This window comes from Streptococcus sp. SK643 (assembly GCF_000259505.1).
Lineage (GTDB): Bacteria > Bacillota > Bacilli > Lactobacillales > Streptococcaceae > Streptococcus.
In genome coordinates this window covers 144,048-167,375 of sequence record NZ_AJMM01000006.1, presented here as the reverse complement: position 1 = coordinate 167,375, position 23,328 = coordinate 144,048, and the positions used below count along the sequence as shown (strand labels likewise).

Annotated in this window: 34 protein-coding genes; 3 read left to right on the top strand and 31 right to left on the bottom strand. The window is 40.5% G+C overall.

What is annotated here, in order from left to right; translation table 11 throughout:
• Positions 1-121: 121 nt before the first annotated feature.
• On the bottom strand, positions 122-2,623 hold the full coding sequence (leuS, locus tag HMPREF1117_RS04095; RefSeq protein ID WP_000011777.1) for a leucine--tRNA ligase: 2,502 nt from the start codon (positions 2,621-2,623) through the stop codon (positions 122-124).
• A 469-nt stretch (positions 2,624-3,092) separates the two neighbouring features.
• Here leuS and HMPREF1117_RS04090 point away from each other — a divergent pair, with 469 nt between their 5' ends.
• From HMPREF1117_RS04090 to HMPREF1117_RS04080, 3 genes are read left to right on the top strand one after another with little or no spacing between them, the layout of a single operon-like run.
• Complete coding sequence (locus HMPREF1117_RS04090) at positions 3,093-4,133, top strand: ABC transporter substrate-binding protein (protein ID WP_000734579.1); 1,041 nt, start codon at positions 3,093-3,095, stop codon at positions 4,131-4,133.
• Positions 4,134-4,145: 12 nt separating this feature from the next.
• A complete protein-coding gene (locus tag HMPREF1117_RS04085; RefSeq protein WP_001289682.1) occupies positions 4,146-5,237 on the top strand; it encodes an ABC transporter ATP-binding protein in 1,092 nt (363 codons plus the stop codon).
• Positions 5,227-6,885 (top strand): ABC transporter permease, encoded by a 1,659-nt coding sequence (locus HMPREF1117_RS04080; protein WP_000440020.1) that lies wholly within the window; start codon positions 5,227-5,229, stop codon positions 6,883-6,885. The genes HMPREF1117_RS04085 and HMPREF1117_RS04080 overlap by 11 nt, the downstream gene beginning before the upstream one ends.
• Positions 6,886-6,987: 102 nt before the next feature.
• On the opposite strand, the gene HMPREF1117_RS04075 is transcribed toward HMPREF1117_RS04080, so the two are convergent.
• The 30 genes from HMPREF1117_RS04075 to rplD form a co-directional block, all read right to left on the bottom strand.
• Complete coding sequence (locus tag HMPREF1117_RS04075; RefSeq protein ID WP_000241533.1) at positions 6,988-7,680, bottom strand: histidine phosphatase family protein; 693 nt, start codon at positions 7,678-7,680, stop codon at positions 6,988-6,990.
• A 233-nt stretch (positions 7,681-7,913) separates the two neighbouring features.
• A complete protein-coding gene (locus tag HMPREF1117_RS04070) occupies positions 7,914-9,251 on the bottom strand; it encodes a PFL family protein (protein ID WP_000354927.1) in 1,338 nt (445 codons plus the stop codon).
• Between the two features lie 9 nt (positions 9,252-9,260).
• Positions 9,261-9,527, bottom strand: coding sequence for an ACT domain-containing protein (locus HMPREF1117_RS04065; protein WP_000644128.1), 267 nt, complete (start codon positions 9,525-9,527; stop codon positions 9,261-9,263).
• Between the two features lie 263 nt (positions 9,528-9,790).
• Positions 9,791-10,177, bottom strand: coding sequence for a 50S ribosomal protein L17 (gene rplQ / locus HMPREF1117_RS04060; protein WP_000331493.1), 387 nt, complete (start codon positions 10,175-10,177; stop codon positions 9,791-9,793).
• Between the two features lie 11 nt (positions 10,178-10,188).
• Complete coding sequence (locus HMPREF1117_RS04055; RefSeq protein ID WP_000568999.1) at positions 10,189-11,124, bottom strand: DNA-directed RNA polymerase subunit alpha; 936 nt, start codon at positions 11,122-11,124, stop codon at positions 10,189-10,191.
• A gap of 42 nt (positions 11,125-11,166) precedes the next feature.
• Entirely contained in the window at positions 11,167-11,550 is a 384-nt protein-coding gene (gene rpsK / locus HMPREF1117_RS04050) for a 30S ribosomal protein S11 (RefSeq protein WP_001118386.1), read from the bottom strand.
• Positions 11,551-11,567: 17 nt separating this feature from the next.
• On the bottom strand, positions 11,568-11,933 hold the full coding sequence (gene rpsM / locus HMPREF1117_RS04045) for a 30S ribosomal protein S13 (protein WP_000090781.1): 366 nt from the start codon (positions 11,931-11,933) through the stop codon (positions 11,568-11,570).
• Positions 11,934-11,950: 17 nt separating this feature from the next.
• On the bottom strand, positions 11,951-12,067 hold the full coding sequence (rpmJ, locus tag HMPREF1117_RS04040) for a 50S ribosomal protein L36 (protein ID WP_001808836.1): 117 nt from the start codon (positions 12,065-12,067) through the stop codon (positions 11,951-11,953).
• 24 nt (positions 12,068-12,091) lie between these two features.
• Positions 12,092-12,310 carry a translation initiation factor IF-1 gene (gene infA / locus HMPREF1117_RS04035; RefSeq protein WP_001029883.1) on the bottom strand — a complete coding sequence of 73 codons (219 nt, stop codon included), beginning with the start codon at positions 12,308-12,310 and terminating at the stop codon, positions 12,092-12,094.
• 116 nt (positions 12,311-12,426) lie between these two features.
• Positions 12,427-13,065 (bottom strand): adenylate kinase, encoded by a 639-nt coding sequence (locus HMPREF1117_RS04030; protein ID WP_001050440.1) that lies wholly within the window; start codon positions 13,063-13,065, stop codon positions 12,427-12,429.
• A gap of 150 nt (positions 13,066-13,215) precedes the next feature.
• Positions 13,216-14,526 (bottom strand): preprotein translocase subunit SecY, encoded by a 1,311-nt coding sequence (secY, locus tag HMPREF1117_RS04025; RefSeq protein ID WP_000465392.1) that lies wholly within the window; start codon positions 14,524-14,526, stop codon positions 13,216-13,218.
• Between the two features lie 12 nt (positions 14,527-14,538).
• A complete protein-coding gene (gene rplO / locus HMPREF1117_RS04020; RefSeq protein ID WP_000766089.1) occupies positions 14,539-14,979 on the bottom strand; it encodes a 50S ribosomal protein L15 in 441 nt (146 codons plus the stop codon).
• Positions 14,980-15,123: 144 nt separating this feature from the next.
• Positions 15,124-15,306, bottom strand: a complete 183-nt coding sequence (gene rpmD / locus HMPREF1117_RS04015) for a 50S ribosomal protein L30 (protein WP_000057241.1) — start codon at positions 15,304-15,306, stop codon at positions 15,124-15,126.
• A gap of 13 nt (positions 15,307-15,319) precedes the next feature.
• Positions 15,320-15,814, bottom strand: coding sequence for a 30S ribosomal protein S5 (gene rpsE, locus HMPREF1117_RS04010; RefSeq protein WP_000874202.1), 495 nt, complete (start codon positions 15,812-15,814; stop codon positions 15,320-15,322).
• A 17-nt stretch (positions 15,815-15,831) separates the two neighbouring features.
• Entirely contained in the window at positions 15,832-16,188 is a 357-nt protein-coding gene (rplR, locus tag HMPREF1117_RS04005) for a 50S ribosomal protein L18 (protein ID WP_000624044.1), read from the bottom strand.
• Between the two features lie 83 nt (positions 16,189-16,271).
• Positions 16,272-16,808 (bottom strand): 50S ribosomal protein L6, encoded by a 537-nt coding sequence (gene rplF, locus HMPREF1117_RS04000; RefSeq protein WP_000086626.1) that lies wholly within the window; start codon positions 16,806-16,808, stop codon positions 16,272-16,274.
• A gap of 187 nt (positions 16,809-16,995) precedes the next feature.
• Positions 16,996-17,394 carry a 30S ribosomal protein S8 gene (gene rpsH / locus HMPREF1117_RS03995; protein WP_000245504.1) on the bottom strand — a complete coding sequence of 133 codons (399 nt, stop codon included), beginning with the start codon at positions 17,392-17,394 and terminating at the stop codon, positions 16,996-16,998.
• 284 nt (positions 17,395-17,678) lie between these two features.
• Positions 17,679-17,864 carry a type Z 30S ribosomal protein S14 gene (locus HMPREF1117_RS03990; RefSeq protein ID WP_001085699.1) on the bottom strand — a complete coding sequence of 62 codons (186 nt, stop codon included), beginning with the start codon at positions 17,862-17,864 and terminating at the stop codon, positions 17,679-17,681.
• Between the two features lie 17 nt (positions 17,865-17,881).
• Positions 17,882-18,424, bottom strand: coding sequence for a 50S ribosomal protein L5 (gene rplE / locus HMPREF1117_RS03985; RefSeq protein WP_000013542.1), 543 nt, complete (start codon positions 18,422-18,424; stop codon positions 17,882-17,884).
• Positions 18,425-18,447: 23 nt separating this feature from the next.
• Positions 18,448-18,753: a 50S ribosomal protein L24 gene (gene rplX, locus HMPREF1117_RS03980; RefSeq protein WP_000497691.1), complete on the bottom strand. Its 306-nt coding sequence runs from the start codon at positions 18,751-18,753 to the stop codon at positions 18,448-18,450.
• Between the two features lie 77 nt (positions 18,754-18,830).
• Positions 18,831-19,199 carry a 50S ribosomal protein L14 gene (rplN, locus tag HMPREF1117_RS03975; protein ID WP_000616543.1) on the bottom strand — a complete coding sequence of 123 codons (369 nt, stop codon included), beginning with the start codon at positions 19,197-19,199 and terminating at the stop codon, positions 18,831-18,833.
• 25 nt (positions 19,200-19,224) lie between these two features.
• Positions 19,225-19,485 (bottom strand): 30S ribosomal protein S17, encoded by a 261-nt coding sequence (rpsQ, locus tag HMPREF1117_RS03970; protein WP_000440801.1) that lies wholly within the window; start codon positions 19,483-19,485, stop codon positions 19,225-19,227.
• Positions 19,486-19,509: 24 nt separating this feature from the next.
• On the bottom strand, positions 19,510-19,716 hold the full coding sequence (rpmC, locus tag HMPREF1117_RS03965; RefSeq protein ID WP_000772918.1) for a 50S ribosomal protein L29: 207 nt from the start codon (positions 19,714-19,716) through the stop codon (positions 19,510-19,512).
• 9 nt (positions 19,717-19,725) lie between these two features.
• Positions 19,726-20,139, bottom strand: coding sequence for a 50S ribosomal protein L16 (rplP, locus tag HMPREF1117_RS03960; RefSeq protein WP_000960946.1), 414 nt, complete (start codon positions 20,137-20,139; stop codon positions 19,726-19,728).
• A gap of 3 nt (positions 20,140-20,142) precedes the next feature.
• Positions 20,143-20,796 (bottom strand): 30S ribosomal protein S3, encoded by a 654-nt coding sequence (gene rpsC / locus HMPREF1117_RS03955; protein ID WP_000529938.1) that lies wholly within the window; start codon positions 20,794-20,796, stop codon positions 20,143-20,145.
• Between the two features lie 12 nt (positions 20,797-20,808).
• Entirely contained in the window at positions 20,809-21,153 is a 345-nt protein-coding gene (rplV, locus tag HMPREF1117_RS03950; protein WP_000818138.1) for a 50S ribosomal protein L22, read from the bottom strand.
• Positions 21,154-21,164: 11 nt separating this feature from the next.
• Positions 21,165-21,446, bottom strand: coding sequence for a 30S ribosomal protein S19 (rpsS, locus tag HMPREF1117_RS03945; RefSeq protein ID WP_000533763.1), 282 nt, complete (start codon positions 21,444-21,446; stop codon positions 21,165-21,167).
• Between the two features lie 100 nt (positions 21,447-21,546).
• Positions 21,547-22,380, bottom strand: coding sequence for a 50S ribosomal protein L2 (gene rplB / locus HMPREF1117_RS03940; RefSeq protein ID WP_000512911.1), 834 nt, complete (start codon positions 22,378-22,380; stop codon positions 21,547-21,549).
• A 17-nt stretch (positions 22,381-22,397) separates the two neighbouring features.
• On the bottom strand, positions 22,398-22,694 hold the full coding sequence (locus tag HMPREF1117_RS03935; protein ID WP_001055347.1) for a 50S ribosomal protein L23: 297 nt from the start codon (positions 22,692-22,694) through the stop codon (positions 22,398-22,400).
• Complete coding sequence (rplD, locus tag HMPREF1117_RS03930) at positions 22,694-23,317, bottom strand: 50S ribosomal protein L4 (protein ID WP_000024538.1); 624 nt, start codon at positions 23,315-23,317, stop codon at positions 22,694-22,696. Before rplD ends, HMPREF1117_RS03935 begins: the two co-directional genes overlap by 1 nt.
• Positions 23,318-23,328 lie beyond the last annotated feature (11 nt).

Genomic DNA, 23,328 nt, shown 5'->3' with positions numbered 1-23,328 from the left:
TATTTTTCATTCAAAAAATCCCCCAAATTCTACTCTGAAGGATTTCTATCTTATTTCACAACGATATTGACGAGTTTAGTTAGCTCAGACAGTCTGAGTTTGAAACCAACAAATAAATTGGTTACTTCGTTACAATATTAACGAGTTTATTCGGTACCGCAATCACTTTTACGATTTCCTTGCCGTCAATTTCTGCTTTGACTTTTTCATCCGCTAAAGCGATTTCTTGTAATTCTTCACGTGAAAGGTCTTTAGCAACTATGAGTTTGGCACGGACTTTTCCTTTGATTTGGACAACAATTTCAATTTCGTCTTCAACCAATTTACTTTCGTCCCAAGTAGGCCAAGCCACATAAGAGATTGACTCACCTGTTGCTGCAAGAGTTTGCCAGAGTTCTTCTGCCAAGTGAGGTGCAAATGGTGCAATCAACTGAACGAAGCCTTTGGCGTAGTCTACATAAAGTTTGTCTTCCTTGTTGGCAGCATTGACAAAGACCATAAGTTGGGCAATAGCTGTGTTGAATTTCAATGATTCAATTTGTTCTGTGACAGCTTTGACCGTTTCATTGTAAACCTTGTCAAGAGCGCCATTATTTTCCGCAAGGATTTCTTTGCTTGTAATCAAACGGTAAACACGGTCAAGGAACTTACGGCTCCCTTCCAAACCTTCTTCTGACCAAGCGATTGAAGCATCAAGTGGCCCCATAAACATTTCATAGACACGAAGAGTATCAGCACCGTATTGTTCCACAACATCATCTGGGTTAACAACGTTCTTGAGAGATTTAGACATCTTGGCTGGCGCTTGCTCCAACTCCTCTCCTGTTTCCACATGGAAGAAAGAACCGTCACGTTTTTCAACCTTGTCAGTTGCTACAAGTGCTCCACGATGGTCACGGTAACTTGTTCCCAAAATCATTCCTTGGTTAAAGAGTTTTTGGAATGGTTCCTTAGTTGGAACAACACCGAGGTCAAAGAGGAATTTATGCCAGAAACGAGCGTAAAGCAAGTGAAGAACCGCATGCTCTGCCCCACCAACGTAGATATCTACTGGCAACCATTGTTTTAGAAGGTCCTCATCAGCCAATTTCTCAGTATTGTGTGGGTCAATATAGCGGAGGTAGTACCAGCTTGAACCTGCCCATTGTGGCATGGTGTTGGTTTCACGACGACCTTTGACACCATCTTCACGAGTCACTTCAAGCCAGTCTGTCAAGTTAGCTAGTGGACTTTCACCAGTACCTGAAGGGCGAATGTCCTTGGTTACTGGCAAGACAAGTGGCAATTCACTTTCAGGAACAGCTGTTGAAGTCCCATCTTCCCAATGGATAATTGGGATTGGCTCACCCCAGTAACGTTGACGGCTAAAGAGCCAATCGCGGAGACGGTAGGTAACCTTCTCTTGTCCACAGCCTTTTTCTTCCAGCCAAGCCACAATCTTAGCAATCGCTTCTTCTTTGTTCAATCCATCTAGGAAGTCTGAATTGACATGAAGACCATCTTCTGTGTAGGCAGCTTCTTCAATGTTTCCACCTTCAAGGACTTCGACGATTGGAAGGTCAAATTGTTTGGCAAATTCCCAGTCACGTTGGTCATGGGCAGGTACAGCCATAACGGCACCTGTTCCATAACTAGCAAGAACGTAGTCCGCAATCCAGATTGGAATTTCCTTACCATTGACAGGGTTAACGGCATAAGCACCAGTCCAAACCCCTGTTTTTTCTTTAGCAAGGTCTGTACGAGCCAAGTCAGACTTGAGGCTAGCTTGGTGTTTGTAGTCTGCTACTGCCTCTGCTTGCTCTGAACTTGTGATAGCATCTACCAATTCATGCTCAGGAGCCAAAACAGTGAAAGTCGCACCGAAAAGGGTGTCCGGACGAGTGGTAAAGACTGTAAATTCCTTGTCTGTTCCTTTTACTTTGAAAGTTACATTTGCACCAGTTGATTTACCAATCCAGTTGCGTTGCATGTCCTTGATAGACTCTGGCCAATCCAGATCATCCAAGTCATTAAGCAAACGCTCTGCGTAGGCCGTGATTTTGAGCATCCATTGGCGCATTGGTTTGCGGACAACTGGATAGCCTCCACGCTCAGAAGTTCCATCAGGAAGGACCTCTTCGTTGGCGATGGCTGTTCCCAATTCCTCAACCCAGTTTACTGGCACTTCCGCTTCATAGGCCAAGCTTTTTTCATAAAGCTTAGTGAAAATCCATTGAGTCCACTTGTAGTAGTTTGGATCTGTTGTATTGACTTCACGATTCCAGTCATAAGAAAATCCAAGCGCATTGATTTGTCGTTTGAAGTTGGCAATATTTTCCGCTGTAAATTCTGCTGGGTCATTCCCCGTATCCATAGCATATTGCTCTGCAGGCAAACCAAAAGCATCCCAACCCATTGGGTGAAGAACATTGTAGCCTTGCGCACGTTTGTAACGGCTGAGGATATCGGTTGCAGTATAACCTTCTGGGTGTCCTACGTGCAGACCCGCTCCAGATGGATAAGGGAACATATCAAGAGCATAAAACTTCGGTTTTGATGCATCTGTCCCTGTCTTAAATGTATGATGTTCTGCCCAGTAGCCCTGCCACTTAGGCTCGATTTCTTTATGATTGTAAAAACTCATGGTTTATCTCCAATTTTGTGATGTTACTATTATACCATTTTTGAGGGAATTTGAAAGACGAGAAATGTTCTTTTGGGCTTGGATGACAAGAAAGACTGAATCGCAAATCCAGCTTATACTCAATGAAAATCAAAGAGCAAACTAGAAAGCTAGACGCAGGCTGCTCAAAGCACTGCTTTGAGGTTGTAGATAAGACTGACAAAGTCAGTCACATATATAATCCAAGGCGAAGCTGACGTGGTTTTAAGAGCTTTTCGAAGAGTATTATTTAGCAGTATAAAAAATTAGCAAGCACTTGAAATTAGCTTATATCGATTATTTGTCTCTTCCATCTTTTTCCCTAGCGCCTTTGACTCATATTCCCCATTTTAGATTTCTTTAAGGTTTTTATTATATCCTATAGAACTCTGCAAATTATAAACATTAAGCAAGTTGCGGAGTTAAAACGTTCGTGAAAAAGGAGATTATTATGAAAAAACTACTATTTTTTCTCTCTTGTGGATGGATATTTCTTACTTTAACAGGATGTTCTTCAACAACAGAAGCAGGAACTAACACTGAAACAGATTCGAATAACACTTTGGTTGTCTACTCGCCTAACCCTGAAGACCTTATCGAAGAAACAATCCCAGCCTTCGAAGAAAAATATGGTATTAAGGTTGACTTAGTACAAGCCAGCACTGGTGAATTGTTCAAAAAAGCTGAGGCTGAAAAAGAATCCCCTGTAGCCGATGTCATTTTCGGAGGCTCCTACGCCCTCTTCTCTTCTAACGAAAATCTTTTTGAACCTTATATTTCTCAAGAGAACGACCAGATAATCCCTGAATATCAAAATAAAACCGGATTCTACACTCCTTATACACTTGATGTCAGTGTCATCATTGCCAATTCAGCCCTTACAAAAGATATTAAAATTGAAGGATACAATGATCTGCTCAATCCTAAATTAAAAGGAAAAATTGCTACTGCTGATCCAAGTAATGCTTCTAGCGCCTTTGCACAACTAACAAACATGCTTGTAGACCAAGGTGGATACGAAAATGAACAAGCTTGGACCTATGTGAAAAATCTATTTACCCTAGTAGATGGAAAGATTGCATCTAGCTCCTCAAATGTTTACAAAGCTGTCGCCGATGGGGAAATGGCTGTTGGACTCACCTATGAAGACCCTGCCTTAAAACTCTTAAATGATGGAGTTGATGTAAAAGTCATTTATCCAAAAGAAGGAACCGTCTTTTTACCTGGTAACGCGGCCATCGTCAAAAACGCCAAACACATGGAAAACGCTAAGAAATTTATCGATTTCATCCTTTCTCAAGAAATCCAAGATAAGCTAGGAACTGAAACTACAATCAGACCTATTCGTAAAAATGCTAAAACCAATAAAAATATGAAGGCTATGACAGAAATCAAGATTGCCACCGAAGATTCCGATTATGTCATTAAAAATAAATCCACTATTCTTAAAAAGTACAATGACATTTTTACAGATATCCAATCTAAACAGTAAAAGAGGTTCACTATGAGTGAGATCAAAATTATTAACGCCAAAAAAATCTACCACGATGTCCCTGTTATTGATAATTTAAACATTACAGTTCCCAAAGGAAGTCTCTTTACCATCCTTGGTCCTTCAGGGTGTGGAAAAACGACTCTTCTTCGCATGATTGCAGGTTTCAACAGTATCGAAGGCGGAGAATTTTACTTCGATGATACAAAAATCAATAATACGGAACCCAGCAAACGCAATATCGGAATGGTTTTCCAAAACTACGCTATTTTTCCACATTTAACCGTCCGAGACAATGTTGCTTTTGGTCTTAAGCAAAAGAAGGTTCCAAAAGAAGAATTGATTCAACAGACCAATAAATATCTTGAACTCATGCAAATTGCTCAATATGCAGATCGAAAACCTGATAAACTCAGTGGTGGACAACAACAACGTGTCGCCTTGGCACGTGCCTTAGCGGTTAATCCAAGTGTTCTCCTCATGGACGAGCCACTTAGTAATCTGGATGCCAAACTTCGCTTGGATATGCGTCAAGCCATTCGAGAAATCCAACACGAAGTGGGAATTACAACCGTCTATGTGACCCACGACCAAGAAGAAGCGATGGCTATTTCAGACCAAATTGCTGTTATGAAAGACGGAGTCATCCAACAAATCGGTCGGCCAAAAGAACTCTATCATAAACCAGCTAATGAGTTTGTAGCAACCTTTATCGGACGCACAAATATTATCCCTGCCAATCTCGAAAAACGGAGCGATGGCGCTTATATCGTCTTTTCAGATAGCTATGCCCTTCGAATGCCAGCCCTTGACCAGACTGAGGAACAAGCTATTCATGTAAGTATTCGTCCTGAAGAGTTTATCAAAGATGAATCTGGAGATATTGAAGGAACTATTAGCGATAGCGTCTATCTTGGACTAAATACGGAGTATTTCATTGAGACAGGTTTTGCCTCAAAAATTCAAGTTAGCGAAGAATCAACTTTTGAAGAAGATCTACAAAAAGGCGATCGTATTCGTCTACGAATCAATACTCAAAAATTAAACGTCTTTTCTGCGGATGGTTCCCAAAACCTGATAAAAGGAGTCAACCATGGAACGTAAAAAACTAAATATTTGGACAGCCTCCTCTTTCTTCATCTTTCTTACCTATCTTGTCTTTCTCGTTTATCCTATCGTTACCGTGCTCAAGCAAGCACTCATACATGAAGGACAATTTTCACTAGCTAATTTTGTCACTTTCTTTAGTAAAGCCTACTACTCTGAGACACTCGTCAACAGTTTCAAGGTTTCCATTACCGCTACTGTCACTTCCTTAGTTGTAGGAACCTTATTAGCTTATCTCTTCTCTATGTATGAGTTCAAGGGAAAGAAATTTCTACAAATATTGATTATCATTGCTTCCATGTCAGCTCCTTTCGTGGGAGCATACTCCTGGATTCTCTTGCTGGGACGAAATGGGGTCATTACTAAATTCCTGACAAATACCTTTCATCTTCCAGCTATCGATATTTATGGATTCAAAGGAATTGTACTTGTCTTTACACTGCAACTATTCCCACTGGTATTTCTATACGTTGCTGGGACAATGAAAAGTATTGACAATTCTCTACTTGAAGCCGCTGAAAGCATGGGGTCCTTCGGATTTAAGCGTATCGTAACGGTTGTTTTACCTCTTCTAGTTCCAACCTTACTAGCTGCTGCCTTGCTTGTATTTATGAGAGCATTCTCAGACTTTGGAACGCCTATGTTGATTGGTGAAGGATATCGGACTTTCCCTGTCCTGATTTATACCCAATTTATTAGCGAGGTTGGAGGAAATTCTGCCTTTGCATCTGCTTTAGCAGTTATGGCGATTATCATTGCCTTGGCGATTTTCCTTATCCAAAAATACATCTCAAACCGCTACAGTTTCAGCATGAATTCACTCCATCCAATTGAGCCTAAAAAAACTACAAAAGGAAAAATGGCTGCCATTTATGCAACAGTCTACGGAATTATCTTGTTCTCTGTTCTACCTCAAGTCTACTTGATTTATACTTCTTTCCTAAAAACATCTGGTATGGTATTTGTCAAAGGCTATTCTCTCAACAGTTACAAGGTAGCTTTCAATCGTATGGGGTCTGCTATTTTCAATACCATTCGTATCCCTTTGATTGCCTTAGTCCTAGTTGTCCTATTCGCAACATTTATCTCCTACCTAGCCGTTAGAAAACGGAATTTGTTTACAAACTTAATTGACAGCCTCAGTATGGTCCCTTATATTGTACCAGGAACCGTTCTAGGGATTGCCTTCATTTCTTCCTTCAATACTGGTCTATTTGGAAGTGGATTTCTTATGATTACAGGAACTGCTTTCATCTTGATTATGTCTCTATCTGTCAGAAGATTACCTTATACTATTCGCTCATCTGTTACTAGTTTGCAACAAATAGCACCAAGTATTGAAGAAGCTGCTGAAAGCTTAGGAAGTAGCCGTTTCAATACCTTTGCCAAGGTTACAACTCCAATGATGCTATCTGGTATTATTTCTGGAGCTATCCTATCTTGGGTTACAATGATTTCAGAACTCTCTACTTCTATCCTCCTCTACAATGTCAAAACAAGAACAATGACTGTAGCTATTTATACAGAGGTTCTCAGAGGAAATTACGGTGTTGCCGCAGCCTTGTCAACTATCCTCACTGTTCTAACAGTAGCTTCCTTGCTCTTATTTATGAAAATCTCTAAAAATAACAGTATTACACTTTAGTTTTCCACATCAAAAACAGCCGAAAGGATTACCTTCGGCTGTTTTTTCTTATCCTGATATTCCTATCAAATTCTTAGTTCATGACAAGTAAACCTAGACTGATTAAATAGAGGCTTCCTCCATCTTCTCCCGTCCTAGTTCTCGGTAACGACGGTCACCTACAATTTCAACAGTAAACTGGCCATCTTCATATTCAAGGATAGTTACACTACCATTGTCTAAACCATGCGGATGCATGCCATTAATCAAATAAACAATGGTTCCAATGGTCATTCCGTGGCTGACAACAAGGGCGTTGCCTCCACCCTGCTCTTCCATTTCTTTAGCAATCGTTTCAAAACCTTCCTTAATTCGGCCACTGAGTTTTTCCCAGCCTTCTGCCCAACCAGCAGTGTCAACCTCTACCAGGCCTTCTGCCAACTCTGCATAGGATAATTGATGAACATGATCTACCTTAAAGACACGAGGGATGACACCCATAAACAGGTCCCCATCATAGGCTCCATCAAAACTACCAAAACACCACTCACGGATACGCTTGTCCATGCGATAAGGGATTTTTCCTTGCAATCTAAGTTCTTCAAGTATAATTCCCATAGTCTGAATCGTACGACCTGAGTCACTTGAATAAGCACGTTCAAACTGTAGGCCTGACTCTCTCAATCCAATACCTAACTCGTGGATTCCTAATTCACCTTCTGCTGTCAAAGGAGTATCACTCCAACCTTGCGCTCGACCAATTGTGTTAAACATGGTCTTACCATGACGTACCAAATACAATCGTACTTTTACCATTTTCCGTCCTCCATCTATTTCTATTATATCATGCTTCAAAGAAATATTCGTATTCTAGAGTTATGCTACTTCTACCAATGGCTACAAAAGAAAAGCTACCTCTTTGGTAGCTTCTCTAGGAGATTATTATGAAAAAGTTTAGGATTTCTATTAAATAAAGTTAGGAGGTCTTTATTTAATGATTATAGTATACACAGTCATCCTTAAATTGAACTTAAAATTTCTCATATTTCTTAATTTTTAAAACTATGGATTGGAGCCGGGATTTGGCCTCCACGAGAGATAAAATCGACAGACGAAGCCCCATTGACCTTCATAACGGGTGCAGTTCCTAATAGGCCACCAAATTCAATCATATCGCCCTCTTTTCCTTTTGGAATGATACGAACAGCTGTTGTTTTCATGTTAATGACACCAATTGCAGCTTCATCTGCAATCATAGCCGCAATGGTTTCAGCAGGTGTATCCTCTGGAATGGCAATCATATCCAAACCAACAGAACAGATAGCCGTCATAGCTTCTAATTTTTCCAAATTAAGAGAACCATTTTGCACTGCAGCAATCATCCCCTCATCCTCTGAAACAGGGATAAAGGCACCAGACAAACCACCAACTTGGTTGCAGGCCATAACTCCGCCCTTCTTAACTTGGTCGTTCAAGAGAGCCAAGGCAGCCGTCGTTCCATGCGTACCAACTGTCTCTAGTCCCATTTCTTCTAGGACACGTGCTACAGAATCTCCAACCGCAGGAGTTGGAGCCAAACTCAAGTCCACAATACCAAACTCCACACCCAGTCTTTCACTAGCCATCTGACCAACCAATTGACCGATACGAGTAATTTTAAAGGCAGTTTTCTTAACTGTTTCGGCTACTACATCAAAGCTCTGTCCACGAACTTTTTCCAAGGCACGTTTCACCACACCAGGACCAGAAACTCCGACATTGATGATAACATCTGCCTCCCCAACACCATGAAAGGCACCCGCCATAAATGGATTGTCCTCAACAGCATTAGCGAATACAACCAACTTGGCCGCTCCCATATCTGATAGATTAGCCGTTTCCTTGATAACTCGTCCCATATCTGCCACAGCCGTCATATTAATACCAGACTTGGTTGAGCCAATATTAACTGACGAGCAAACCTTATCCGTTTCAGCCAAAGCACGAGGAATAGAATTTATTAGAATCTCATCTCCCTTTTGATAACCTTTTTGTACCAAGGCAGAGAAACCACCAATAAAGTCCACACCAATCTCTTTCGCAGCCTTATCAAGCGCTTTTGCCAGAACAACATAGTCTGTCGCATCTGTCGCTGCTCCAATCAGAGAAATAGGAGTCACCGATACACGCTTATTAACGATAGGAATTCCCAACTCAGCTGCAATTTCATCTCCGACAGCCACCAGATTAGCTGCCTTAGTTGTGATCTTTTGGTAAATCTTTTCCGCAGCACGATTGATATCTGGATCAATACAGTCTAAAAGAGAAATCCCCATAGTAATAGTTCTGATATCGAAGTTTTGCTCCTCTATCATGGAAATAGTTTCAGTAACTTGTCTAATATCCATGATGACCTCCTAGATATTGTACATGGCTTCAAAAATCGCTGCACTTTGAATATTGATTTTGACATTTAAAGTTTGGCCAAAAGACTCAAATTGATTTCGAAGATAAGTAAAATCTTGCTTCTCATCACTAGAAACAACAGCCATCATTGTAAAGTACTCATCCAAAACAGTTTGTGAAATATCATCAATATTCAATCCCAATTCTGCAATTTTACCTGAAACTCCTGCAACAATTCCAGATTTATCTTTTCCGACAACAGTTATAATTGCTTTCATAACTCAACTCCACTTTTTTATTTTCTAGAAAAACTGAACATTCTACAATTTTCTATCCCTTAGTATAGCATATTTCTAAGTAAAATACTAAAAAACGCCTGCTTACGAAGTTGTTCTTACATAAAAAACAATTTCGTAAACAAGCGTCTACCATACCAACTTATGATGAGTGTTCCCGCTAGGACCGAAACCCTAGCGGTAGACCAGAGCTAGACTAAGAGCACAAGACTCCATCATCATAACACTCAACAAAATTGATGATTTTATACTAATTCAATAATCGCCATTGGCGCTGCATCACCACGACGTGGTTCAGTCTTAAGGATACGAGTGTATCCACCGTTACGCTCAGCATAACGAGGTGCGATTTCTGAGAACAATTTTTGAAGTGCTGTAGTAGAAGTGTACTTATCAGTAGCTTCATCATAGTTTTCAGATGCGATTTCATTACGTACGAAAGCAGCTGCTTGACGACGTGCATGCAAATCACCACGTTTACCTAGAGTAATCATTTTTTCAACAGTTTTACGGATTTCTTTAGCACGAGCTTCAGTAGTCACGATTGATTCGTTGATCAAAAGGTCAGTTGTCAAATCGCGAAGCATTGCTTTACGTTGTGAGCTAGTGCGTCCTAGTTTACGGTAAGCCATTTATTCCTCCTTTATTTATCTTTTAATCCAAGACCCAAATCAATGAGTTTGAGTTTCACTTCTTCCAAACTCTTGCGTCCAAGATTTCTTACTTTCATCATCTCTGCTTCAGATTTTTCTGTCAAATCATGCACAGTATTGATACCAGCACGTTTCAAACAGTTGTATGAGCGCACAGACAAGTCCAGTTCCTCAATCGTACGATCCAAAATACGGTCGTCAGATTCAGTATCAGCTTCTTTCATCACTTCAGTTGACTTAGCAATCTCAGTTAGATTTGTAAACAAATCAAGATGTTCAGTCAAGATACGTGCTGAAAGCCCTAAAGCATCTTCTGGAATAATTGTTCCATTAGTTAAGATTTCAAGGGTTAATTTGTCGAAACCATCATTGCTACCTACACGAGCAGGTTCAACTTGATAGTTGACTTTTGTAACTGGTGTATAAATAGAATCTACAGCAAGTGTTCCAACTGGTGCATTATCCTTTTTATTTTCATCAGCAGGTACATATCCACGACCACTGTTAACAGTCATTGTCGCTTTTAGAGAAGAACCTTCACCGATTGTAAAGAGATAATGATCTGGATTTACAATTTCAATATCGCTATCTGTCAAAATATCTCCAGCTGTCACTTCAGCAGGTCCTTCGACATCTAGTTCGATGATTTTTTCGTCTTCAACGTACGATTTCACTGCAATTCCTTTAATGTTCAGAATGATTTGCATCACGTCTTCACGAACACCTGGAACTGTGTCAAACTCATGCAAGACACCTTCAATATTGATAGATGTCACTGCAGCTCCTGGTAAAGAAGCTAGAAGTACACGACGAAGAGAGTTACCAAGAGTTGTACCGTAACCACGTTCTAGCGGTTCGACTACAAACTTGCCATAATCTTTATTTTCATCAATTTTTGTTATATTTGGTTTTTCAAACTCGATCATTTAGTTACTCCCTCTTAAACGAAAAGCAGTGTAATGCGATGATTATACACGGCGACGTTTTGGAGGACGAGCACCATTGTGTGGCACTGGAGTCACATCACGAATTGCTGTTACTTCAAGACCAGCGGCAGCAAGCGCACGAATAGCTGACTCACGACCAGAACCTGGACCTTTTACAGTAACTTCAACTGATTTAAGACCGTGTTCTTGTGCAGATTTAGCAGCAGCTTCAGAAGCCATTTGAGCAGCGAATGGTGTAGATTTACGAGAACCTTTAAAACCAAGAGCACCAGCAGATGACCAAGAAATTGCATTACCATGCACATCAGTAATCATAACAATAGTGTTATTAAATGTAGCGTGAATATGAGCAATACCAGATTCGATATTCTTTTTCACACGACGTTTACGTGTTGGTTTAGCCAAGACTTTTACCTCCTATATTATTTTTTCTTACCTGCAATCGCAACAGCTTTACCTTTACGAGTGCGAGCGTTGTTTTTAGTGTTTTGTCCACGGACAGGAAGTCCACGACGGTGACGGATACCACGGTATGAACCGATTTCCATCAAACGTTTGATGTTCAAGTTTACTTCACGACGAAGGTCACCTTCAACTTTGATTGCATCCACTTCGCGACGGATAGCATCTTCTTGATCTGATGTAAGATCACGTACACGAACATCTTCTGAGATTCCAGCAGCAGCCAAAATTTTCTTAGATGTTGCAAGTCCGATACCATAAACATAAGTCAATGAGATTACTACGCGTTTGTCATTTGGAATGTCAACTCCAGCAATACGAGCCATGTTTTCTCCTTTCTATCTTATCCTTGACGTTGTTTGTGTTTTGGATTTGCTGGGCAAATTACCATAACACGACCATTACGACGAATAACTTTACAGTATTCGCAAATTGGTTTGACCGATGGTCTTACTTTCATTTCTTATCCCTCCAAGTTTTTCGATTATTTAAAGCGGTAAGTGATACGTCCACGTGTCAAGTCATATGGACTCATTTCGACAGTAACACGATCTCCCGCTAAAATACGAATATAGTTTTTACGAATTTTACCAGAAACTGTTGCTAAAATCTGATGTCCATTTTCAAGTTCAACCGTAAACATTGCATTCGGCATTGTATCAACTACTTTGCCTTCAACTTCAATCACATCGTCTTTTGCCACGCAAAAGCACCTCCATAAATTTCGATTCGATGCCTCTAGACACAGAGACAACAATTATAAGTCAGACTATCTCAGTATAACATTTGTAGCGGATTATTGCAAGTGTGAAAAACGCTTTATTTCAAATTTGTCAATACTTTTTCGATATCTGAGAAGACATCATTGATATCTTGATTACCTTCGATGTCATGAACCAAATCTTTGGCACGGTAGTGAGCAATGATTGGTTCCCCTTGAGCAATATTAACATCCAAACGACGTTTTACTGTCTCAGGTTTATCATCTTCACGTTGGTAGTAATCTTCCTCTTTATATTCAACTGGTGGGTTAAAGACCTTGTGGAAAGTTTCTCCAGTTACGCGGTGGATGATACGGCCACTCAAACGTTCCAAGAGGCTATCTGGATTTACTTCAATGTTGATAACACCTTCTAGTTCAATGCCAAGTTCAGCCAAAGTTTTATCCAAAGCATGAGCTTGTTCAATTGTACGTGGGTAACCATCCAACAAGAATCCTGTTTCTTTAATATCATCTTGTGAAAGACGTTCTTTTACGATTCCATTTGTAACTTCATCAGGAACTAATTCACCCTTGTCAATATATGACTTAGCAAGAACACCCATTTCAGTTTGATTTGCCATTGCAGCGCGGAACATATCACCTGTTGAAATATGTGCAACATGGAATTGTTCTACGATTTTTGCTGCTTGAGTTCCCTTACCTGCACCAGGTAAGCCCATAATCAAAAGATTCATGATTTGATCTCCTTATTTTATTTTTAAATAGAAGTAAAAAGTCTTTTCACCCCTGTTTAAAAACAAAATAGAAGAGGGGAGACTAAACCCTCACATATGTTAAAGTTTATGTCTCCACTCTCTCAGTATTTACTACTAATGTAAATACTTTTATTCTGTTCTATCCATGAAACCAACATACTTGCGTTTCAATAGGTAACCTTCTAATTGCTTGATTCCTTCAATACCAGTTGAAATAATGATCAAAAGACTGGTTCCTCCAAAAGCAACTGCTTCTGAAAGTCCAAAAATATCTTTTGCTACAATCGGTAAGATTGAAATCACACCTAGGAAGAGCGATCCTACAGTTGCGAGACGACGAAGAAGTTTAGACATATATTCTTCTGTTCCTTTACCAGGACGAACACCATGGATGTAGGCCCCACTTTTTTGTAGGTTTTCTGCAGCTTTTTCAGGATTAATCTGTACAAATGTATAGAAGAATGTAAAGAGAATAATCAATAAAGCATACATGGCAATACCAGTAGGTGATGTAGTTGCAAGCATTTCTTGTGCTGTACGCACCCAAGTCCAATCATTACCTGTAGCACTTAAAAACTGCAAGATAGCTGCAGGAGCTGCAGTAATGGAACTTGCAAAGATAACCGGGATAACACCTGCTGGATTGACCTTCAAAGGAAGGTATGAACTAGAGGGTGCTCCTTGCGCAACCTTTGTATATTGGATTGGAATTTTATATTCAGCTTGTTGAACATAGGTTGTAAAGTAAATGATCAACAAAACTGTGATAATCAATATGATTACAAAAATAATAGATGAATTGATACGACTACTTGGTACGTTGACAAAATAGTCAACATAGATTCCCTGAATCATCTCCGGGATTGAAGCAACAATCCCTGCAAAGATAATCATAGAAACACCGTTACCGTATCCCTTATCTGTAATTTGCTCACCCAACCAAGTCACAATCATGCTACCAGCTGTTAGAATGATACCAATCATGATAAAGACTTGTGGAGTAAGAGCAGTTGTTAACAATTGAGCTCCAGCCAAGGTATTAAAACCAGCTGTAATCCCGATAGATTGTACAAAAGCAAGAACAAGAGCAATATATCGTGTGGCTTGGTTTAATTTTCTTCGGCCTACTTCCCCTTGTTTACCCCACTCTACAAATTTCGGTAAAATATCCATTTGTAAAAGTTGGACAACGATGGAAGCTGTAATGTAAGGACTCACACCAAGTGCAAAAACCGAAAAGTTTTTTAAGGCGTTACCTGACACTAAACTCAACATGTTTAAGAATGATAGGCCACTTAAGGCGTTCAAGCTATTAGCATTGACAAATGGAACTGTGATACTAGTTCCAATACGAAAAACCAAAACGATAAAAATCGTAAAAAAGATTTTTGATCGAACTTGCTTGACCTTAAGCGCTTCTCTTAATAATTTAAAAAACATAGGTCACCTCTCTTAGATGACTTCTACTGAACCACCTTTAGCAGTGATAGCTTCTTCAGCTGATTTAGAGAATTTAGCTGCTTTCACAGTCAATTTCTTAGTCAACTCACCGTTACCAAGAATTTTAACACCTGATTTCTCAGCTTTAACAATTCCTGCTTCGATAAGAACAACTGGAGTTACTTCAGCACCATCTTCAAAGACGTTCAATTGGTCAAGGTTCACAATTGCGTATTCTTTAGCGTTGATGTTAGTGAATCCACGTTTTGGAAGACGACGGAACAATGGAGTTTGTCCACCTTCAAAACCAAGGCGAACTCCGCCACCGCTACGAGCTTTTTGACCTTTTTGACCACGACCAGATGTTTTACCGTTACCTGATGAAGTACCACGACCAACGCGGTTACGTACTTTACGAGAACCTTCTGCAGGTTTCAATTCATGAAGTTTCATTTTTATTTTCTCCTCTTTTGTAAAATGCTAGCGCCGATAAGGGAGAAAAGGTTGTCTCCCCCATCAACTCGCCTATACGACGTCATCATTGATGACTATATCTAGTTTTAGGGGATGGTATAGTGCACATCCCCTAAAAATTCATTAGTTTACTTCTTCAACTGTTACCAAGTGAGATACTGCAGTGATCATACCACGGATAGCAGCGTTATCTTCTTTAATAACAGAGCTGTTCAATTTGCCAAGTCCAAGTGCTACAACAGTTTTACGTTGTGATGGAATGCGTCCGATTGGAGACTTAGTCAAAGTAATTTTAATTTGAGCCATTTTATCCCCTTTCTTATGCCAAATCAGAAACTGAAATACCACGAAGAGCAGCAACTTCTTCAGCGCGTTTCAATTGTTTCAAACCTTCAACAGTTGCACGAACAATGTTGATTGGAGTGTTAGAACCAAGTGATTTAGATGTAATATCTGCCACACCTGCCAATTCCACAACGGCACGAACTGCACCACCAGCGGCAACTCCAGAACCTTCTACAGCAGGTTTCAACAATACTTTAGCTCCACCGAATTCTGAAAGAACTTCGTGTGGAATTGTTGTTCCAACCATAGGAACTTCGATCAAGTTTTTCTTAGCATCGTCTACTGCTTTACGGATTGCTTCTGGAACTTCTTGAGCTTTACCAGTACCAAATCCTACGCGACCGTTGTGGTCACCAACAACAACAAGAGCTGCGAAACGAAGACGACGTCCACCTTTAACAACTTTTGTAACACGGTTGACAGCAACTACGCGTTCTTCTAATTCAACTGCATTGTCTTTAAATGCCATTTTCTAGTGTCCTCCTATTAGAATTTCAATCCGTTTTCACGAGCTGCATCAGCCAAAGCTTTCACACGTCCGTGATATAGATATCCACCGCGGTCGAACACCACTTCTGAAATACCTTTAGCGTTTGCACGTTCTGCAACGAGTTTACCTACAGCAACGGCTTGTTCAGTTTTAGTTCCTTTTGAAACTTCTTTGTCAAGAGTTGAAGCACTTGCGAGCGTTACACCCGCTACGTCATCAATCACTTGAGCGTAGATGCCTGTATTAGAACGGAATACGTTCAAACGTGGGCGATCAGCAGTTCCAGAGAGTTTTCCGCGAACGCGACGGTGGCGTTTTTGGCGGAGTTTGTTTTTATCTGGTTTTGAAATCACAGTTTTCACCTCTTTAGTTTTAAATCGTGTGCTATGCACAAAGTTGGAAAATAGGTTGGTAGTTGAGAATCAACCACTCAACATTATTTACCTGTTTTACCTTCTTTACGGCGAACGAATTCACCAACGTAACGGATACCTTTACCTTTATATGGTTCTGGTGAACGAAGGCTACGTACGTAAGCAGCTGTTTGACCAACCACTTCTTTTGAAATTCCGCTAACAACGATTGTTGTTGGGTTTGGAAGTTCAAAAGTAATTCCTTCTGGAGCTTCAACTTCGTCTGGATGAGATTTACCAACAGCCAAAACAAGTTTAGATCCTTGAAGTTGTGCACGGTAACCAACCCCGCGCATTTCAAGTTCTTTCTTGAATCCTTCTGATACACCAACAACCATGTTGTTCAAAAGGGCACGAGTAGTTCCGTGGATAGTTTTCATTTCTTTTGAATCGTTTGGACGGTGAAGAGTTACTTCAGTACCTTCCACACGGATTTCAATATCTTTTGAGAACTCACGAGTAAGTTCTCCTTTAGGTCCTTTTACAGTTACTACGTTGTCATTGTTAGTGATTTCAACACCAGCAGGCAACACGATAACTTTATTACCAATACGTGACATGTTTATTTTCTCCTGTTAAATTGTCAGGCCAAAACGGCCAGTTTTCACGGGGTTAAATCGATTTCTCGATTTGAAGGGACATTTAGGTTTCAATTTCAAAGTGAGTCTAGGCATCGTCTAGCAGGCATAACTTTGGGTTAGGCAAGAGACGATAACGAAGAGTCACAAAGAAATTGGGAGCTAAATATTACCAAACGTAAGCGATAACCTCACCACCAACATTCTTTTGGCGTGCTTCTTTATCAGTAAGCAAACCTTCAGAAGTTGAAAGGATAGCAATTCCAAGTCCGTTAAGAACTTTTGGAAGGTCTTCACGTTTTTTGTAGACACGAAGTCCTGGTTTAGAAACACGTTTCAAGTTAGTGATAACTTTTTCACCGTTTGGTCCGTATTTAAGGAATACACGGATGATGCCTTGTTTGTCATCTTCGATGATTTCAACGTTTTTTACAAAACCTTCGCGTTTAAGGATTTCAGCAATCCCTTTTTTGATGTTTGATGCAGGTACTTCAAGTACTTCGTGTTTAGCTTGGTTAGCGTTACGAATACGAGTTAGGAAGTCTGCGATTGGGTCAGTCATAACCATTTTTTTATTCTCCTCTTACTAGTAGTTTGCAAGTTGCACTTGCTAGTTAATACATGATACAAAGAGCGTAACAGCAAGAGCAAAAATGGACAATTTAATGCAGGAGCGATGCTCCAAAGAAAATTGGTCTTTTTTACCAAAGCTGTAGCTCGTGTTCAAATTGGCAAGTCAAAGTGAACCCGGGCTAAACTCTGTGTGAAAAAGATAAACTTTCCTAGAAACTTCAGTTTCTTCGTCAAGTTTCCTATTTTCACTTAGAGTTTTGACGCCCTTGATATCTTAAATTACCAAGATGCTTTTGTTACACCAGGGATTTGACCTTTGTATGCTAATTCACGGAAGCAAACACGGCAAAGTTTAAATTTGCGGTAAACTGAATGTGGACGACCACATCTTTCACAACGAGTATAAGCTTGAGTAGAGAACTTCGCTGGACGTTTGTTCTTAGCAATCATTGATTTTTTAGCCATTAGATTTACCTCCTATATTATTTTGCAAAAGGCATTCCAAGGCCTGTAAGCAATGCACGTGACTCTTCGTCAGTGTTAGCAGTTGTTACGATAACGATATCAAGACCACGAGTTTTGTCAACGTCATCGAAGTTGATTTCTGGGAAGATTAATTGTTCTTTCACACCAAGTGTGTAGTTTCCGCGTCCGTCAAATGATTTTGTTGGAACACCGTGGAAGTCACGTACACGTGGAAGTGAAACTGAAACCAATTTATCCAAGAATTCGTACATACGTTCACCACGAAGGGTAACTTTTGCACCGATCGCAACACCTTCACGAAGACGGAAGCCGGCGATTGATTTTTTAGCTTTAGTGATAAGTGGTTTTTGACCTGAGATAAGTGCCAATTCTTCAGCAGCTTTTTCAAGACTTTTAGCGTTTGATACAGCTTCACCAACACCCATGTTCAAAACGATCTTATCTACTTTAGGCACAGCCATCACTGATGAGTAGTTGAATTGTTCTGTCAAAGCAGGTACTACTTCATTAAGATATTTTTCTTTTAAACGATTTGCCATTATACTTCTCCTTTCCTTCGTGATTAATCAAGCACTTCGCCTGATTTTTTGTTGTAGCGAACTTTTTTACCGTCTACAAATTTGTAACCAACACGACCAGCTACACCATTCTTGTCCAATACTTGAACGTTTGATACGTGGATAGCTGCTTCTTTCTCGATGATACCACCTTGAGGAAGCTCGTTAGTTGGACGTTGGTGTTTCTTAACGATGTTAACACCTTCAACGATAACTTTGTTTACTTTTGGAAGGGCAGTAAGGACAACAGCTTCTGTTCCCTTATCTTTACCAGCGATTACGCGAACTTTGTCGCCTTTTTTTACAAACATTAGGTTTCTCCTTGATTTTTCTTACGCCCATAAGGGCACCCTAGCTTGAAGCTAGGGGACTAGTTTGTTTCTAATAATTAAAGTACTTCTGGAGCAAGTGACACAATCTTCATGAAGCCACCTTCACGCAATTCACGTGCAACTGGACCAAAGATACGTGTTCCGCGAGGAGTTTTGTCTTCACGGATGATAACTGCTGCGTTTTCGTCAAATTTGATGTATGAACCATCAGCACGACGAGCACCTGATTTAGTACGAACGATAACTGCTTTAACAACGTCACCTTTTTTAACCGCACCACCAGGAGTAGCTTGTTTTACAGATGCCACAATAATATCACCGATGTTTGCAAATTTACGTCCTGAACCACCAAGAACTTTGATAGTCAAGATTTCACGAGCACCGCTGTTGTCTGCGACTTTCAAACGAGTTTCTGTTTGAATCATTTCAGTTTTCTCCTTTCAGGTTTGATTAGATGATGACCGCTTCTTCAACAACTTCTACAAGACGGAAACGTTTTGTAGCTGAAAGCGGACGAGTTTCCATGATACGTACGATATCACCTTCTTTGGCAACATTGTTTTCATCATGAGCTTTGTATTTTTTAGAGTAGTTAATACGTTTACCATAGACTGGGTGGTTACGTTTTGTTTCAACTACAACTGTGATTGTCTTGTCCATTTTGTCAGATACAACACGTCCAACAAGAACTTTACGATTATTGCGTTCCATTGAAATTTCTCCTTCCCTAGTCTATTATTTCGCTTCAGATTGAACTGTTTTGATACGAGCGATTTGTTTTTTAACTTCTTTCAAGCGTGCTGTCTGTTCTAATTGACCAGTAGCAGCTTGGAAGCGAAGTTCGAACAATTCTTTTTTCAATTCGTTTTCGCGCTTCGCGAGTTCTTCTTGAGAAAGACCACGAAGTTCTTTAACAAATTCTTTTACTTCATTAAGTTTCATGCCTTCTCCTTATTCTGCTTCACGTTTTACGAATTTACATTTAACTGGCAATTTGTGGCTAGCAAGACGAAGCGCTTCGCGTGCAATCTCTTCAGATACACCTGCGATTTCGAACATCACTTTACCACGTTTAACTGGTGCTACCCAACCTTCAGGTGCCCCTTTACCAGATCCCATACGCACACCGATAGCTTTAGCAGTGTATGATTTGTGTGGGAAGATTTTAATCCAAACTTTACCACCACGTTTCATGTAACGAGTCATGGCGATACGAGCAGCTTCGATTTGGCGGTTAGTGATCCAGTGGCTAGTTGTAGCTTGAAGACCGTATTCACCAAATGCTACTTCTTTTCCACCTTTTGCTTCACCGCGCATTTTTCCACGGAATTCACGACGGTGTTTAACACGTTTAGGTACTAACATTGGTTATTTACCTCCTTTTGTGTTTTTACGAGCTGGAAGAACCTCACCACGGTAGATCCATACTTTAACACCAAGTTTACCGTATGTAGTGTCTGCTTCTTCCCAAGCGTAATCGATATCTGCACGAAGTGTGTGAAGTGGAACAGTCCCTTCAGAGTATCCTTCAGCACGGGCGATATCTGCACCGTTCAAACGACCTGATACTTGAGTTTTGATTCCTTTAGCTCCAGCACGCATTGCACGTTGGATTGCTTGTTTTTGTGCACGACGGAAAGCGACACGTTGCTCTAATTGACGAGCAATTCCTTCACCTACAAGGTGAGCATCCAAATCAGGTTGTTTGATTTCGATGATGTTGATGTGTACTTGTTTTCCAGTCATTTTGTTAAGTTTGGCACGGAGTGCATCAACGTTAGCTCCACCTTTACCGATAACCATACCTGGTTTAGCAGTGTGAAGTGAAACATTAACTTTGTTAACTGCACGCTCAATTTCGATAGTTGAAACTGCTGCGTCAGCAAGTTCTTTTTGAACGAATTTACGGATTGCAAGATCTTCATGAAGGTAATCCGCGTATTCTTTTTCAGCATACCATTTGGCATCCCAATCACGGATGATGCCGACACGCATACCAATTGGATGTACTTTTTGACCCACGATTTTACCTCCTTATTTTTCTGCAACAGCTACAGTGATGTGAGCTGTACGTTTGTTGATTGGTGAAGCTGAACCTTTCGCACGTGGACGGAAACGTTTCATAGTTGGTCCTTCGTTAGCGAATGCTTCAGATACTACCAAATTAGCTTTATCCAAACCAAAGTTATTTTCAGCGTTAGCTACAGCTGAGTTCAAAACTTTCAAGATGATTCCAGCAGCTTTGTTTGGAGTGAATGTCAAGATTGCGATTGCATCGGCTACGCTTTTACCACGGATGTTATCAAGAACAAGACGTGATTTACGAGGTGAAACACGTACTGTACGAGCCATTGCTTTAGCTGAAGTAATTTCTGCCATTTATGTTCTCCTTATTTTCTACGTGTTTTCTTGTCGTCTGCAGCGTGACCTTTGTAAGTACGAGTTGGTGCAAATTCACCAAGTTTGTGACCTACCATGTCTTCTTGGATGTAAACAGGTACATGTTTACGTCCATCATAAACTGCGATAGTATAACCAATGAAACTTGGGAAGATCGTTGAACGACGTGACCAAGTTTTAATAACTTTTTTCTTTTCGTCGTTAGCTTGAGCTTCAATTTTTTTCATTAAATGCTCATCGACGAAAGGTCCTTTTTTAAGACTGCGTCCCATTTTTATATTTTCTCCTTTAAATGTTGTACCACAGCGGCTTGCGCCCATTCATAGCGCTACCGAGCTGGCGGATTATCTAGTAGACTAAGCTACTAGCTTATTATTTCTCGTTGCGACGACGAACGATAAGTTTGTCAGATTTCGCTTTCTTGTTACGAGTTTTAAGACCAAGAGCAGGTTTGCCCCATGGAGTAGATGGTGCTTTACGACCAACTGGTGCTTTACCTTCACCACCACCGTGTGGGTGATCGTTAGGGTTCATTACAGAACCACGAACTGTTGGGCGGATACCTTTCCAACGGCTACGTCCTGCTTTACCGAGGTTTACAAGTCCATGTTGCTCGTTTCCGACAACACCAACTGTAGCACGACAAGTTCCAAGAATCATACGAACTTCACCTGATTGAAGACGAACAAGAACGTATTTACCTTCAGAACCCAATACTTGAGCAGAAGCTCCAGCAGCACGGACCAATTCTCCACCACGACCTGGTTTCAACTCGATGTTGTGGATCAATGTACCAACTGGGATGTTAGCAAGTGGAAGAGCGTTTCCGACTTTAATATCTGCTTCTGGACCTGAAACGATACGTTGACCTACTTCAAGACCTTTTGGAGCGATGATGTATGCTTTCACACCGTCAGTGTAGTGTACAAGAGCGATGTTTGCAGAACGGTTTGGATCGTACTCGATAGTTTTAACAACTGCTTCAACGTTATCTTTGTTACGTTTGAAATCAACCAAACGGTAGAAACGTTTGTGTCCACCACCTTGGTGACGAACAGTGATACGACCGTTGTTGTTACGACCAGCCTTGCTCTTCAATGCAACAAGCAATGATTTTTCAGGAGTGCTTGTTGTGATTTCAGCGAAATCCAAAGAAGTCATATTACGGCGACCGTTTGTTGTTGGTTTATAAACACGAATTCCCACGATATTTCCTCCTTAGATTATTCAGCTTCAGCAGCAAACAACTCGATTGCTTTAGAATCAGCTGTAAGTGTGATGATAGCTTTTTTAGTTTTGTTAGTAAAACCAGTGTAACGTCCAACACGTTTAGCTTTTGGTTTTACGTTGATTGTGTTAACGTTGGCAACTTTAACACCTTCGAAAGCAGCTTCAACAGCTTGCTTAATCAAAAGTTTGTGTGCACGAGTGTCAACTTCAAATACATATTTACCTGCTTCTAGTTGAGCCATTGAGCTTTCAGTGATTACAGGTTTTTTGATAACATCATACAAATTCATTATGCAAGAACCTCCTCGATTTTAGAGATAGCTGCTTGTGTGACAAGAAGTTTGTCGCTATTTGCGATGTCAAGAACACTTGCAGTTGTAGCAGTTGCAACTTTCACGTTTGGAAGGTTACGAGCTGAAAGAGCTGCGAATTCATTTCCTTCTTCAAGGATAACAAGTACTTTAGATTCGATGCTCAATGCTGCAAGAACTTTAGCAAATTCAGCAGTTTTTGGAGCTGTAAATGAAAGAGCGTCTACAGCTACGAATTTGTTTTCAGCAACTTTTTCAGAGTAAACTGATTTAAGAGCTAGGCGACGAACTTTTTGTGGAAGTTTGTAGCCGTATGAACGTGGAGTTGGTCCGAAGACAACACCACCACCACGCCATTGTGGTGAGCGGATAGAACCTTGACGAGCACGTCCAGTTCCTTTTTGACGCCATGGTTTGCGTCCACCACCTGATACTGCAGAGCGGTTTTTAACCGCGTGTGTTCCTTGACGAAGACTTGCGCGTTGACTGATGATGACATCAAACACAACTGATTCGTTTGGTTCGATACCAAATACTGCATCGTTAAGAACCACTTGGCCAGCTTCTTTACCAGTTTGGTCAAATAATGTTACGTTTGCCATTGTGACTGATT

Coding starts and splice junctions, on each gene's coding strand:
- leuS (WP_000011777.1), bottom strand. CDS start 2,623: ATGAGTTTTTACAATCATAAAGAAATCGAGCCTAAGTGGCAGGGCTAC.
- HMPREF1117_RS04065 (WP_000644128.1), bottom strand. CDS start 9,527: ATGAAAGCAATTATAACTGTTGTCGGAAAAGATAAATCTGGAATTGTT.
- rpsQ (WP_000440801.1), bottom strand. CDS start 19,485: ATGGAACGCAATAATCGTAAAGTTCTTGTTGGACGTGTTGTATCTGAC.
- HMPREF1117_RS03990 (WP_001085699.1), bottom strand. CDS start 17,864: ATGGCTAAAAAATCAATGATTGCTAAGAACAAACGTCCAGCGAAGTTC.
- HMPREF1117_RS04080 (WP_000440020.1), top strand. CDS start 5,227: ATGGAACGTAAAAAACTAAATATTTGGACAGCCTCCTCTTTCTTCATC.
- HMPREF1117_RS04090 (WP_000734579.1), top strand. CDS start 3,093: ATGAAAAAACTACTATTTTTTCTCTCTTGTGGATGGATATTTCTTACT.
- HMPREF1117_RS04055 (WP_000568999.1), bottom strand. CDS start 11,124: ATGATCGAGTTTGAAAAACCAAATATAACAAAAATTGATGAAAATAAA.
- rplD (WP_000024538.1), bottom strand. CDS start 23,317: ATGGCAAACGTAACATTATTTGACCAAACTGGTAAAGAAGCTGGCCAA.
- rpmC (WP_000772918.1), bottom strand. CDS start 19,716: ATGAAACTTAATGAAGTAAAAGAATTTGTTAAAGAACTTCGTGGTCTT.
- rplF (WP_000086626.1), bottom strand. CDS start 16,808: ATGTCACGTATTGGTAATAAAGTTATCGTGTTGCCTGCTGGTGTTGAA.
- rplV (WP_000818138.1), bottom strand. CDS start 21,153: ATGGCAGAAATTACTTCAGCTAAAGCAATGGCTCGTACAGTACGTGTT.
- rpsE (WP_000874202.1), bottom strand. CDS start 15,814: ATGGCATTTAAAGACAATGCAGTTGAATTAGAAGAACGCGTAGTTGCT.
- rpsM (WP_000090781.1), bottom strand. CDS start 11,933: ATGGCTCGTATTGCTGGAGTTGACATTCCAAATGACAAACGCGTAGTA.
- HMPREF1117_RS04030 (WP_001050440.1), bottom strand. CDS start 13,065: ATGAATCTTTTGATTATGGGCTTACCTGGTGCAGGTAAGGGAACTCAA.
- rpsS (WP_000533763.1), bottom strand. CDS start 21,446: ATGGGACGCAGTCTTAAAAAAGGACCTTTCGTCGATGAGCATTTAATG.
- secY (WP_000465392.1), bottom strand. CDS start 14,526: ATGTTTTTTAAATTATTAAGAGAAGCGCTTAAGGTCAAGCAAGTTCGA.
- rplX (WP_000497691.1), bottom strand. CDS start 18,753: ATGTTTGTAAAAAAAGGCGACAAAGTTCGCGTAATCGCTGGTAAAGAT.
- rpmJ (WP_001808836.1), bottom strand. CDS start 12,067: ATGAAAGTAAGACCATCGGTCAAACCAATTTGCGAATACTGTAAAGTT.
- rplQ (WP_000331493.1), bottom strand. CDS start 10,177: ATGGCTTACCGTAAACTAGGACGCACTAGCTCACAACGTAAAGCAATG.
- HMPREF1117_RS04085 (WP_001289682.1), top strand. CDS start 4,146: ATGAGTGAGATCAAAATTATTAACGCCAAAAAAATCTACCACGATGTC.
- HMPREF1117_RS04075 (WP_000241533.1), bottom strand. CDS start 7,680: ATGGTAAAAGTACGATTGTATTTGGTACGTCATGGTAAGACCATGTTT.
- rpmD (WP_000057241.1), bottom strand. CDS start 15,306: ATGGCTCAAATTAAAATTACTTTGACTAAGTCTCCAATCGGACGCATT.
- rplN (WP_000616543.1), bottom strand. CDS start 19,199: ATGATTCAAACAGAAACTCGTTTGAAAGTCGCAGACAACAGCGGTGCT.
- rplE (WP_000013542.1), bottom strand. CDS start 18,424: ATGGCAAATCGTTTAAAAGAAAAATATCTTAATGAAGTAGTACCTGCT.
- HMPREF1117_RS03935 (WP_001055347.1), bottom strand. CDS start 22,694: ATGAATTTGTATGATGTTATCAAAAAACCTGTAATCACTGAAAGCTCA.
- rplO (WP_000766089.1), bottom strand. CDS start 14,979: ATGAAACTTCATGAATTGAAACCTGCAGAAGGTTCTCGTAAAGTACGT.
- HMPREF1117_RS04070 (WP_000354927.1), bottom strand. CDS start 9,251: ATGGATATTAGACAAGTTACTGAAACTATTTCCATGATAGAGGAGCAA.
- rpsH (WP_000245504.1), bottom strand. CDS start 17,394: ATGGTTATGACTGACCCAATCGCAGACTTCCTAACTCGTATTCGTAAC.
- rplP (WP_000960946.1), bottom strand. CDS start 20,139: ATGTTAGTACCTAAACGTGTTAAACACCGTCGTGAATTCCGTGGAAAA.